Raw genomic sequence first — 12,782 nt, 5'->3', positions numbered from 1 at the left:
CAATGATAGGCACTCCCCATGCTGGTGTCAAAGCCAAGGACACAATTCTTTGTGGTCGCGCGGTAGGATAAGCCCCAAGTTTGGGTAAACTGGGAACCCATCACGCCCATTGACTGCAAAAGCCACTTACCTTACGAAGGAAAATCGCATGTCTAACGCAACACCGGCGCTGGTGCTGGCTTCAAGTTCGCGTTCGCGCCGCGCACTGCTCGACCGCCTGCAATTGCCTTATCAATGCTGTTCCCCCGACATAGACGAAACACCGCACATGGATGAAACGCCGCATCGGTTAGTCCATCGACTGGCGTTAAGCAAAGCCAACGCCGTGGCTGACCGGTTTAACGACCACTTGATCATCGGCTCTGACCAGGTTGCCGTCTTCGAGGGTGATATACTGGGCAAACCCCACACCAGCGAGCGCGCCGAACACAATCTCAACCGCTTTTCCGGCCAACGGGTGACCTTCCTTACCGGCTTAGCCCTGCTTGACACCCGACACCAGTCCCACAGGGTTCACGTAGAGCCCTTCGAGGTGGTTTTCCGGCAGCTAAGCCGAGAGGAAATAAGCGTCTACGTCACTAAAGAGCAGCCGCTTGATAGCGCGGGTAGCTTTCGCATGGAGGGCCTGGGCATCGCTCTGTTCGAACGCCTCGAGGGGCGCGACCCCAACGCCCTGATGGGCTTACCCTTGATCGCCCTTTGCGACATGCTGCGCCAAGCGGGCCTCGACCCGCTCGACACCAACCTTCTTCAGGGAGACTGAAAGCGCAGCGGTGAAGGGGATGTATCGACCCCGAGTAGTTGAGCGGCCGTCTGAGTGAAGCGCCGGGTCAGCCGATCAAACGGGTCCAGGCTCGGCGTGTAGTTTTGCCACTCAGCCTCATCGCCGTACTCACGGGCAACATCATCGATACTACCCAACTGGTCGACCAGCCCCAGCGCCTGGGCCTGCTCGCCACTCCATACCAGACCGCTAAACACATCGTCGTTATTGCTCAAGCGATCACCGCGCCCCGCTTTCACATCATCAATAAACTGCTGGTGGGTACTGTTCAATACACTCTGCCAAAACGCTTCATCCTCCTCATCGAACGATTGGAAGGGGTCGAGAAACGCCTTGTTATCGCCTGCCGTCAGCACACGTCGCTCGACACCCACTCGTTCAATGGCGTCTTCCAGGCCAAAACCGGCGTATATCACCCCAATCGAACCGACCAGACTCACCGGGGATGCCACGATGTCATCAGCCGCCGCCGCGATGTAATAAGCACCACTGGCACCAATGTCTTCAATGACGGCCACAATGGGTTTATCGCCCGACTCGCGCAGCCGCATGATCTCCGCATAAATGCGCTGTGACTGCACAGGACTGCCGCCTGGGCTGTTGATGTGCAGCACGATGGCCTCGGCGCTGTCGGCGTCCCAAGCGTTGCGCAACCCTTCAATGATACGTTCGGCATTGGCTGGCGCGTCCTCGGCGATCACGCCATTAACATCCACCCTGGCGAGATGTGGTGCAGCGGGCGTCGCTTCCGATGGGGCGTAGAACCGGTATATACCCAGCCCCAGCGCCACCGCGAACAGGCTCAGCATCAATAGACGAAAAAACAGCTTCCAGCGACGCGAGCGCCGCTGCTCTGCCAGCACACCGCCAATCCAGTGATCCATCATCTCGATCTGCGCCAATCGCTGGCGCTCACGCAGCGTATCAGCGTCGTCACCAGGCTGCCCCGCCTCCTCATTCCCCTTTTTCGGGGGCACTTCGGAGCCCTGGGTCCAACGATCTTCTATCTTCTGCTGCTCGGGCGATGGCGATGTCTCGTTTTCCATGTCGCTGCGCGAATCATCATCCTTCATCATTTATCCCTGTAGCCAAGTAAAAAGTTCATCAACGCTATGCACGATCGCATGCGGCTGGCTGGCCGCCAGGCGGTCAGGGGAATGAACGCCATAACTAACGCCGACACGAGGCATGCCGAGTGATCGCGCCATTTCCAGGTCATACTCGGTATCCCCCACCATGACCGCCCGTTCAGCGGGAATCGAGAGTTCGTCGAGCAATTCCTGCAGCATTTGCGGGTGAGGCTTGGAACGTGTTTCATCGGCGGTGCGGCTGGCGTGAAACCAGTCAAGGCTCCCCGTCTCCTGGAAAATCCGGTCCAGCCCGCGGCGACTTTTACCCGTCGCAACCGCCAGCTTCTGCGCCTCATTTGACCGAAGGCGCGCCAAATGATCTTCAACACCGGCGAAAAATCGCATGGGCGTAGTATCCACATGAACAAATTGATGCGCGTAGCCTTGGCGAAGGCGCTCGGCCTGCTCTGGCGATATACCCGGGCAAAGCGTTTCAATGGCTTCAGGCAATCCCAGGCCAATAATATTTTCGACATCCTTCTGGGGAAGCATTCCCAACCCCGCTTCGACACCCGCCGCCTGCATGCACGACACAATCCGCGGCACCGAATCCATCAACGTGCCGTCCCAATCAAAGATAACCAGTTCATAGCGCATGGGAGCTCCTTATCGGCGTACGCTGTTAAGCGCGTCTTCCAGCGCCTCAGGCAGCGGCGCCTTGACCGTTACGGGACGTCCATTGGAAGGCTCGGGGAACGTCAGTGCGCGGGCATGCAAAAACAGCCGGCCTAGCCCGAGCTGCTTGGTAAGCAGGCCGCTCTCCCGATTGGCATACTTGTCATCCCCGAGCAGCGCGTGACCGGCATGCGCGGCATGCACACGGATCTGATGCGTCCGCCCGGTCACCGGCTCGGCTTCGATGAGCGTGGCTTTTTCAAACGTCTCGACAACCGCGAAATGAGTGCGCGACACCTTACCATTGGGATCCACCCTGACGCGCCGCTCGCCGTTGCCCGCATCATAGCGATCCAGACGAGCGCTTTCGTAGGTCTTGCGTACCGGCCAGCGGCCTGCCACCAGCGCCAGATAGCGCTTGTCCATGCCGTGCTTTTTCAGCGACTCGTTCAGAGTGACAAGCGCATCGCGGGATTTGGCCAGCAGCAGGCAGCCCGAGGTATCGCGGTCCAAACGGTGCACCAGCTCTAAAAACGTCAGGTCGTCGCGCACCTGACGAAGCGCCTCGATCAAGCCAATTTTAACGCCGCTACCGCCATGAACCGCGAGCCCCGACGGTTTATTGAGCACCATCCAGTCTGGTCCTTCCATAATGACGCTGCCGACCAGTAGATCACGCAGATTATCGCTGACTTCCTTGACCGCCTCGCGGGGCGCTAGGCGAAGCGGTGGAATGCGCACCAGATCGCCAGATTGAAGTCGATAATCGACCTTGATGCGCTTTTTATTCACTCGCACCTCGCCCTTGCGCACGATCCGGTAAATCAACGCACGCGGCGCTCCTTTAAGACGAGTCATTAAAAAATTATCAATTCGCTGGCCAGATTGCTCTTGGACAATTTCCACCCACTGTACTTCACGCCCTTCGGCCATTGCCGCGCACTCCTGCTGATAGGCTAAAACGGCATTCTACCGTAGACCCAACACCAATGCGTCAATTGCTGGTCGTTTGCTTTACTGTTATATTCCAATGCGCTTCCCGGCTAATACAGATCATTGATAGCATCGCGTCGTCATCAAGTAATTGGTGGTATCAACATGATGATTGGCCAGCGCCTGCCCGACTAACACGCAGGCCGAAGCAAGAGGCGTGGTTCAGTGTACGCATTACCCACCCCTCGCCGTGAAAAATGCAGTAACTCTGCCGCCCGTTTTCAATACGGCAGATAAGATTGTGCCCAACCCTGAACGGTGGGCAATCGCTTAAAACGCCACGTCCTAAGCAGCCAGGCTGAAACGTCACAACGCGCTGCCTGCTTAAGACGACAAAGTTCAACACCGTGCCGATGACGGTGTTGGTGAATCGATGAATGCCAGGTGTTGGCGGTGTCAGCAGGGCCGGATGGACGTGACAGCCACCGAAACATGTCTTGCCTCCGCCACGTACTCAACGCCTAATTAGCCAGGTCGGCGGTCATGCCGTCCTGGTAAAATGCGTCAGCATCGCTATGCGCCGAGCACAAGCACGCAGCACCAAGCGGTTCGCCACATCACCCCCAAGGTGGTTCGTCGGCACGCTACGCTATGCGAGACATTATGAAAAGAATGCTGATCAATGCGACCCAGCCTGAAGAGCTGCGCGTCGCTCTGGTTGATGGACAGCGGTTGTATGACCTGGATATCGAGTCCGGCGCACGAGAACAGAAAAAAGCCAATATTTATCGTGGCAAGATCACCCGCGTTGAACCCTCACTGGAAGCGGCTTTCGTTGATTTCGGCGCCGAGCGCCATGGTTTTCTACCGCTAAAGGAAATCTCGCGGGAATATTTCGTCAAGGATGTTTCCGGCCGTCCGAGTATTAAAGAGGTGCTCAAAGAAGGCCAGGAAGTCATTGTCCAGGTCGATAAGGAAGAGCGCGGCAACAAAGGTGCTGCGTTAACCACCTTTATCAGTCTGGCCGGTCGTTTTCTGGTGCTGATGCCCAACAATCCGCGCGCCGGCGGTATTTCACGCCGCATCGAGGGCGACGAGCGCAGCGAATTGAAAGAGGCCATGAGCCATCTTACCGTGCCCGATAAAATGGGCCTGATCGTGCGCACCGCTGGTATCGGCCGAAGCCCTGAAGAACTGCAATGGGACCTGGACTACCTTGTTCAGGTATGGGAGTCGATCACTACCGAAGCGGGCAAACGCGCCGCGCCTTTCCTTATCTACCGCGAATCCAACGTGATCATTCGCGCGATGCGCGATTACCTGCGCCAGGACATCGGCGAAGTCCTGATCGACAGCCCGGAGATCCACGCGGAAGCGCTCGCCTTCATTCGTCAGGTGATGCCGTCTTACCAGCAGAAGATCAAGCTTTACGCTGATGAAGTGCCGCTATTCTCACGTTTTCAGATCGAATCGCAAATCGAAACGGCCTACCAGCGCGAAGTCAAGCTGCCGTCCGGTGGTTCGATCGTGATCGACCATACCGAAGCTCTGGTATCCATCGATATCAACTCGGCTCGCGCCACCCGCGGCAGCGACATAGAAGAAACCGCGCTGCAAACCAACTCAGAAGCCGCCGATGAAATCGCTCGTCAGCTACGCCTGCGCGACATTGGCGGCCTGGTGGTCATCGACTTCATCGACATGGGGCCCGCCCGCAACCAGCGTGAAGTTGAAAATCGCATGCGCGATGCCCTCAAGCTGGATCGTGCCCGGGTGCAAATCGGCCGCATCTCGCGCTTTGGCCTGATGGAAATGTCACGCCAGCGCCTGCGTCCTTCGCTGGGCGAAACCAGCGGCGTGGTCTGCCCGCGCTGCAACGGCCAAGGCACCATTCGTGATGTCCGCTCGCTCTCGCTCTCCATCATGCGCCTGATCGAAGAAGAGGCCATGAAAGAGCGCAGCGCGCAAATACGGGCCATCTTGCCTGTACCTGTAGCGACGTACCTGCTTAACGAAAAGCGTAGCGTGCTGGCCGATATCGAATCCCGCCAGGGCGTTCGCGTTGTGCTGCTGCCCAACCCGGAAATGGATACCCCCCATTACGATGTGCAGCGTCTGCGCGATGACCACCTCGACGAAGACGACAGCCAAACGCTTTCAAGCTTTGAGCTATCCACGGATAGCGACGTCGGCAAAGAACCGGCACCAAGCTTTGTGCCGCCTGCCCAGCGGGCTGAAGCGGCAGTTAAAAGCGTTGCCCACAACGCCCCCGCACCTGCCTCGTTGCAACATGAGCCAAGCCCGGAAAGCCCAGCACCCGCCGCAAGCAACTCTGAAGACGCTAGCATGCTGGGTCGCTTCATGCGCGGATTTGCCAAATTGCTGGGTAGCGATGAGCAACGCCCCACGCCCACTGACCAGGCCAAGACGCCGTCAGAACCGGCCGCGCCGCGCAAAACCGAGCGGTCATCCTCCGCTCGCCGTGAAGAGACGCAACCCAACCGGCAGCGCAACGACAGCGCGGCCAAGAGCAATACGGGCAATGCCCAGCGCAGCGCCGGCAACGAGACCGACGACAAGCGCAACGGCCCCAGCCGCACCCGCAACCGTCGCCGCCACCCCCAACAGGATGACAGCAACAGCACCCAGGGCAACGGCAACAAGCCAAACCGTCAAAAAGACACTGCTCAGGCAAGTTCCGCCAAGGACAGTGACAGCGATACAGCAGGCAAAAGCGCACCACCCAAAGCACGTCGCGAGTCAAACCGTGACACTTCTCGCAATGCCAGTGACGCTGATGCCAATACCAGTGACACTAAAAGCGCTGCCAAGGCCAACACCGATACACCGGCGGCCAAGCAGGATGACAGCAAGCCCAAGCGCACGCGCAACAACCCGCGCCAGCGTACGCGTCAGCAGGCCATCAACCCGAAGGCCGAAGCCGAGCAGCTAAAGCTTCAGGAAGAGGCTGCTAAAGCGCCAAGCGAGACGGATAATGCGTCAAACGACGCGGCGACAGGTACCGAGCGCCAAGCCGATAACGACTCAGCCGCCGCGGCTGCTTCGCAGGCAACGGCCGCTGCTCCAGCGGACACGGCCAAGCAATCGCCCGCTGAACAGGAAGCAACCGCCCCTTCAGCAGATAGCACCGCTGATGCAGTCGACGAGGCATCCGCCACACCAGCCGAGCGCCCTGCCGACAATGCGGCCAAGGCGCGCAAGTCGACGCATCAACGGCGTCAGCCGAAGCGCGATTCGCGTTCGAAAGGCGGCGATGCGGCATCGAATGAAGACACCGACGCGGTGCAGTCGCAGGACCAAACGACCGCATCAGAGGAGGCTTCTACACCTTCCGAAGCCATTGAAACGCCAGCAGCCCAGGCGCCGGTAACGGAAGAGAAACCCAAGGCTGAACCCGCCGCTGATCAAGCGGACGTTAGCACGTCCTCGACGACAGCAGCGGAGCAGGCTGCCGCCGATACAGGCGCGCCTGAGGCCAACACCTCAGAAGCCGTCTCCAAGCCAGCCACCAGTGACGAAACGGCTGAGGTGAGCAAGCAGAAGGCCGCGCAGACGCCACAGGACAGCGATGGCGAGCAAGCCGCGTCAGCGCCTGAGGCGCCGGAGAAGGAACCTGAGCAAAGCACTTCTGAAGAAAACGCACCTGAAGTGAATGCTGAAGAGACGGCTGAAGAGCCTATTAAAGCGAGTTCTGAGGCGGTAGTCGAAGACAGCACTGCTGAGCAAGGCGTTGCTGAAAAAGGCACTACTGAGAAAGCCTCGCCTGAACAAGCGCCAGCCACTGAACCAGCGGCAGAAACGCCGGCTCAGCCCGAGGCAACACCTGCCCAGCAAGCGACGCCCAACAGCGCAGCAGTGGCTGAAGAAGCCGCCAAGCCACGTCGTCGCCGCAGCCGGGCGCACAATGACCCGCGCGTGAAACGTAAACAACAAGCCAACGATACTAGCGCCGACTAACGACGGATAGCGGTATCAAAACGAACGCCCCGCCGTTAACAACGGCGGGGCGTTTTTTTGTGTGTCCAACCGAAACGGGTCAAGCGGCTATCAGACGCGGCTCGGGGGTTAGCCTGACGGCAAAGCGTTCAGCGACCCGCTCAGCGACCGTATTGGCCAACGCCAGCAGGCCTTGGCGGTTCCCGCCGCCGAAATGGACCAGTACCAGCGCTTGACGCTCGTGAACCGCAAAAGCCCCCTGACGAAACCCTTTTAAGCCACACTGGTCGATTAACCAGCCTGCTGCCAGCTTCGTCTGCCCGTTCCCCTGAGGAAAGCACGGCATGTCAGGATATTGCTGACGCAGCGTGGCGGCTAGCTGATCAGTCACAAACGGATTTTTGAAAAAGCTGCCCGCATTGGCCAGTTCTTGGGGGTCCGGTAGTTTCTCACCTCGGATAGCGCATACTGCGTTGGCCACCGCCAGCGGTGTGGGCGAGGTGGAAACCCTTTTTGCCAAGTCTCCATAGCCAAGCGCTGCCAAGGGCTCACGGGAGAGTCGCAGCACCAGCCGAGTAATAATGACCGTTTCCGCCAGTGCGCCTTTGAAGATGCTGTCTCGATAGCCAAACTGGCAGGCATCGCGACTCAACCAGCGTACCTCACCGGACGCCCGATCAAGCACCTGCACCGCGTCCAGCCGATCCGCCAGCTCCACCCCATACGCACCAATATTTTGCACCGGGGCTGCACCGCAATCGCCGGGAATCAGGGCGAGATTTTCGGTGCCCCATAACCCGGACGCCGCCACCGACATGACCAGTCGGTGCCAATTCACGCCCGCGCCCACGTGAGCAAGCAGTTGATCGCCCCGCGCTTGCAGCCACCACTGTTCAAGCAATGGTCGAATCACGATGCCGCTGAGCCGGGCGGGCAACAGCACATTACTGCCGCCGCCGAGCACGGTTACCGACCAGCCTTCCCGGCTGGCCTGGGCAAGCACCTGCTGCAATTGCGCCAGGGTGCGAGGCGCCGCGTACCGTTCGGCCATACACGGCAGGCGCAGCGTATTGGCGTCACTCAGGTCGACTTCTCGCTGAACTGCCAGTGCGCTCATCTCAATGGCCTCGCTGGATATGCTCAACCAAACCTTCGGCAGCGGCTTCCAGGAGATTGAACACACGCTCGAAGCCTTCATCACCGCCGTAGTAAGGGTCCGGCACCTCGCTTTCCGTCAGGTCGGCAAAGTCCAGAAACAACCCCACATGGGCGTTGGCGTGAGCAGGCTTCATGGCCAGCATCGCGCGAAGGTTGTCGCGATCCATCCCCAGCACATAGTCAAAGTCAGCGAAATCTTGAGCTTGCAATTGGCGAGCCCTCAAACCGCTGATATCGATACCTCGCTGTTCAGCCGCTGCCTGAGCGCGCGGGTCGGGCGCATTGCCTACATGCCATTGTCCCACGCCGCAGGAATCGACAACCACACGATCCTGCCATCCGGCACGCGCCAGCGCGCGGCGAAATACCCCTTCTGCGGTGGGCGAACGGCAGATATTACCTAAGCAAACAAACAGCACTTTCACGGTTCACTCCTTCTGCTGTGTTGGCGCCAATAGCGCGCGCACGCGAGCTAAATCCTCAGCGGTATCGACCCCGGCCGGGTTTACGTCACAGGCCAGTGCGACCTGAATCGCATGGCCATACTGCAATGCACGCAACTGTTCGAGCTGTTCAAGCTGCTCAAGGCTTGATGCAGGCCAGTCACAGTAGGCATGCAGAAAGCTGACCCGATAGGCATAGAGGCCGATATGGCGCAGCCACGCATCGGTGCTGAGCACCTCAGGTGGCTCAGAAAAATGTTCACGGTCCCAGGGAATCGGCGCCCGCGAAAAATACAGCGCCCGCCCCTGGAACGAACGCACCACCTTGACGACATTGGGGTTAAACAGCGAATCGACATCCGCAATCGGTTCCGCCAGCGTCGCAATGGAGGCCTGGTCATCGTCCGCCAAGCGCTCGGCCACCTGATTGATCAGCGCCGGGGGAATCAAGGGTTCGTCGCCCTGGACATTGACCACCAGCGCCGACTCATCCAGCGCCAACTGGTCGGCAACCTCGGCCAGCCGGTCGGTTCCGGAGGCATGGTCCTCACGCGTCATGACGACCTCGGCGCCGTAAGGCGCCATGGCCGCCTGAATACGTGCATCGTCGGTGGCCACCACCACACGACTGGCGCGGCTCTGGCAGGCGCGTCGCCAGACATGGGCAATCATCGGCTCTCCCGCAATATCCAGCAGCGGCTTGCCCGGTAAACGGCTTGATCCATAGCGGGCGGGAATCACCACGGTAAACGACAACGCCATTTACCCCTCTCCTGTGCGGCCTGGTGACGGCGGCAGTTTTTCATCGACATCCAGCGCACGGGCCGCTTCTGGCAACATCACCGGAATGCCATCTTCAATCGAATAGGCCAGGCCATCGTAAACACAATGCAGCTCCTGGGCCTCGCGGTCGAATTTCAACTTGCCTTGACACAGCGGGCAGACCAACATTGCCAGCAATTCCTTATCCATGAGCGTTTCTCCTATCTCAGGTAAGCGCTGACAGCTTGTCTGTCAGCCAATGCTCAAAATCAGGTGGAAGCACGGCTTCCACATCGAGGACCCAACTATCCGGCGGGGCGAACGCCTGACATTTCACAGCATCCTTGGCGGTCATCACCAGCGGACGCCCTCTCCACTGGTTTAGCAACGCCTCGGTCAGCGGCTGGTGATCCGCTAGCGGATGCCATTCACCGGTCACCCCCAGCGATGTCAATGTCGCAAAAAATCGCTGGGGATTACCGATGGCAGCCAGGCTATTAACCGGGACCGTAAACGGCAGTGGCGCCAGCGGAAACCGCCGACCATCGTCAAGCCGGCGCCAGGCGCATGGCCCAAGGCGCATGGCGACGGCCTCTACCGGTAGCTCAGCGGCGCTTACGCCATTCACAATCACGGCATCGACGCTCTTCAACCGGCCTGTCGATTCGCGTAGCGGGCCCGCCGGCAGGCAATAACCATTACCCAGTCCACGCGCGCCATCGATGACCACCAATTCAATATCGCGCGCCAGGGCGAGATGCTGCAAGCCATCATCGCTGATAATTACGTCGCAGCCGGCCTGGACGAGGGCCTCCGCCGCTCGTGCGCGCTGCGGGTCGACCATGACCGGAAGCTCCGTCTGCTGGGCCAGCATCAGCGGCTCATCGCCGCTTTCGCTTACCGGCGTAGTCGGCGTCACCTGTAGCGGGTAGCGTTCGGCACTGCCGCCGTAGCCGCGTGACACGATACCCGGCGACCAACCTTGTGCTGCCAGCCGGTTTCCAAGCCATGCTACCAGCGGCGATTTGCCCGTACCGCCCAGGGTAATATTACCCACAATGATGACCGGCACCGGCGCCCGCCATGCCCGTCGCCTGCCGGTCTGAAACTGGCGCGCGCGGCGCTGCATCAGCCATTGGTATAGCTTGCCCAAGGGCCGCAAAGGCCATAACCAGCGGCTACCCTGGTAGGCACCCGCAAGCCATCGGTCGGCAAGCTTCACTGGGGCTCCTGAAACTGCAACTGATGCAGCGCCGCGTAAGCACCGCCTGCCTCCAGCAGAGTTTGATGACTGCCCTGTTCAATTATGCGCCCCTGATCCATGACGATAATCCGATCAGCACGCTCGATAGTGGACAACCGGTGAGCAATCACCAGGGTCGTGCGGCCCTGGCAGACATCTTCAAGCGCTTTTTGGATGTAGCGCTCTGATTCGGTATCCAGAGCAGAGGTGGCCTCATCCAGAATCAATAACGGGGCATCCTTAAAAATTGCCCGCGCAATGGCCAACCGCTGGCGTTGACCGCCTGACAGCATCACGCCGTTTTCGCCCACCACCGTGTTGTAGCCCTGGGGAAGCTGGTCGATAAATTCATCGGCATAGGCGGCTTCAGCGGCCGCCTTGACCGCCGCAGGGTCCGGATTAACCACGCCGTAAGCGATGTTATCGGCAATCGAGGCATTGAACAGCGTGACCTGCTGGGAGACCAGCGCCATTTGCTGACGCAGGGGACGCAGCGCGTAGTCGTCGAGCGGCACATCATCGATGGTGATACGCCCTTCGTTGACACGATAAAAGCGGGGCAGCAAGCTCACCAGAGTCGACTTGCCGCTACCGGACCGCCCCACGATCGCCACCATCTCGCCGGGTGCCACTTCCAGATTGATATCTTGAAGGACATAGGGCTGATCATCGGCATAGCGGAAACTGACGTTTTCAAGCTTGACGCGACCTGTTAACCGTTCGACCCGATACGTACCGTTATCGCTTTCGGGGGCCCTATCCAGCAAGCCGAACAGTTCGGTCGCGGCCGCAATGCCTTTCTGGATTTCACTGTTGATTTCCGTCAGCTGACGAACCGGCTTGATCATCAGAGCGGCGGCAGTAATGAAGGCGACAAACTCACCCGGCGTCATACTGGCCATCAATGCTGGTGCCATGGCCAACCAGACGAGAATGGCCATCGAGATAGCCACCAGAATCAAAATGACCGGTGAGCTGATGGCACGCGTCATCGCTTCCTTCATACTTTGTTGGCGGTTCTCTTCACTGACGCGCTCAAAACGTTGTTTTTCATATATCTCCGCGCCATGGGTACGGACTACCCGATGACCCGAAAGCGCTTCAGAGGCCACATGGGTCACGTCGCCCATGGAGTGCTGAATACGCTTGGAAAGCCTGCGAAAGCGTTTGCTGGTGTAGCTCACCACCCCTGCGATAACTGGCGTGACGGCTAAAAACAACAACGTCAGCATCCAGTTGGTCCACAGCAAATAGCCCAGCAGACCAATCACGAACAACCCTTCACGCAGCAGGATGGTAAGCGCCTTGGTCGCCGCCCCCGCGACTTGCTCAACATGATAGGTCACACGGGACACCAGATGACCGCTGGAATGGTGATCAAAAAACATGCCCGGCAGATGAAGCATGTGGGCAAAGACATCGCAGCGCAGTGTGTGGACCACATAGCGCCCGACATAAGCCATGAAGTAGGTACTCAGAAAGGTCCCGATGCCACGCGCGGTAAACATGATAATGACGAACAATGGAAGAAAGAGCCGAAATGAGGCGTCGGGGTTTTGGATGCCGTCAATCAGGCGTTTCATCATTTCCGCCAGCGCCGTGCTTGACGCGGCGTAAATCACAAAGCCCAACAGCGCCAGGCTAAAGGCACGCCAATGCGGCTTTACATAGGTTAATAGACGTTTATAGAGGACCCAGCCTGATTCAGTCACACGAGCTCCTAAGCAATAGCGTGCAGTGGTGGAAATTCTACCTGA

At 59.0% G+C, this 12,782-nt stretch carries 11 protein-coding genes; 2 read left to right on the top strand and 9 right to left on the bottom strand.

Features of this window, described 5'->3' with window-relative positions; all coding sequences use genetic code 11:
- Positions 1 to 148 precede the first annotated feature (148 nt).
- Positions 149 to 763, top strand: coding sequence for a Maf family protein (locus HXW73_RS06895; RefSeq protein WP_186255502.1), 615 nt, complete (start codon positions 149 to 151; stop codon positions 761 to 763).
- On the opposite strand, the gene sppA is transcribed toward HXW73_RS06895, so the two are convergent.
- The 3 genes from sppA to HXW73_RS06880 are packed head-to-tail and all read right to left on the bottom strand — an operon-like array spanning position 751 to position 3,462.
- Entirely contained in the window at positions 751 to 1,857 is a 1,107-nt protein-coding gene (sppA, locus tag HXW73_RS06890) for a signal peptide peptidase SppA (protein WP_186255501.1), read from the bottom strand. The genes HXW73_RS06895 and sppA overlap by 13 nt on opposite strands.
- 3 nt (positions 1,858 to 1,860) lie before the next feature.
- Entirely contained in the window at positions 1,861 to 2,511 is a 651-nt protein-coding gene (locus HXW73_RS06885) for an HAD family hydrolase (RefSeq protein ID WP_186255500.1), read from the bottom strand.
- Positions 2,512 to 2,520: 9 nt separating this feature from the next.
- Complete coding sequence (locus HXW73_RS06880) at positions 2,521 to 3,462, bottom strand: RluA family pseudouridine synthase (RefSeq protein WP_186255499.1); 942 nt, start codon at positions 3,460 to 3,462, stop codon at positions 2,521 to 2,523.
- Between the two features lie 663 nt (positions 3,463 to 4,125).
- Between HXW73_RS06880 and rne the strand changes: the two genes are divergently transcribed.
- The gene (gene rne / locus HXW73_RS06875) at positions 4,126 to 7,440 is read left to right on the top strand and encodes a ribonuclease E (protein ID WP_186255498.1); all 3,315 of its coding nucleotides are present in this window, start codon (positions 4,126 to 4,128) and stop codon (positions 7,438 to 7,440) included.
- A gap of 79 nt (positions 7,441 to 7,519) precedes the next feature.
- On the opposite strand, the gene murB is transcribed toward rne, so the two are convergent.
- Genes murB through msbA form a run of 6 tightly spaced genes read right to left on the bottom strand, consistent with a single transcriptional unit; the run spans position 7,520 to position 12,737 of the window.
- Entirely contained in the window at positions 7,520 to 8,536 is a 1,017-nt protein-coding gene (murB, locus tag HXW73_RS06870; RefSeq protein WP_186255497.1) for a UDP-N-acetylmuramate dehydrogenase, read from the bottom strand.
- Between the two features lies 1 nt (position 8,537).
- Positions 8,538 to 9,002 (bottom strand): low molecular weight protein-tyrosine-phosphatase, encoded by a 465-nt coding sequence (locus HXW73_RS06865; RefSeq protein ID WP_186255496.1) that lies wholly within the window; start codon positions 9,000 to 9,002, stop codon positions 8,538 to 8,540.
- Between the two features lie 3 nt (positions 9,003 to 9,005).
- Positions 9,006 to 9,782 carry a 3-deoxy-manno-octulosonate cytidylyltransferase gene (kdsB, locus tag HXW73_RS06860; RefSeq protein WP_186255495.1) on the bottom strand — a complete coding sequence of 259 codons (777 nt, stop codon included), beginning with the start codon at positions 9,780 to 9,782 and terminating at the stop codon, positions 9,006 to 9,008.
- Positions 9,783 to 9,992 carry a Trm112 family protein gene (locus HXW73_RS06855; protein WP_186255494.1) on the bottom strand — a complete coding sequence of 70 codons (210 nt, stop codon included), beginning with the start codon at positions 9,990 to 9,992 and terminating at the stop codon, positions 9,783 to 9,785.
- Between the two features lie 16 nt (positions 9,993 to 10,008).
- Positions 10,009 to 11,004, bottom strand: a complete 996-nt coding sequence (gene lpxK, locus HXW73_RS06850; RefSeq protein WP_186255493.1) for a tetraacyldisaccharide 4'-kinase — start codon at positions 11,002 to 11,004, stop codon at positions 10,009 to 10,011.
- Complete coding sequence (gene msbA, locus HXW73_RS06845) at positions 11,001 to 12,737, bottom strand: lipid A export permease/ATP-binding protein MsbA (RefSeq protein WP_186255492.1); 1,737 nt, start codon at positions 12,735 to 12,737, stop codon at positions 11,001 to 11,003. The genes lpxK and msbA overlap by 4 nt, the downstream gene beginning before the upstream one ends.
- Positions 12,738 to 12,782: the final 45 nt, after the last annotated feature.

This window comes from Halomonas sp. SH5A2 (assembly GCF_014263395.1).
Lineage (GTDB): Bacteria > Pseudomonadota > Gammaproteobacteria > Pseudomonadales > Halomonadaceae > Vreelandella.
Note: the sequence above shows the minus strand (reverse complement) of the source record. Positions and strands in the feature narration are given on the sequence as shown.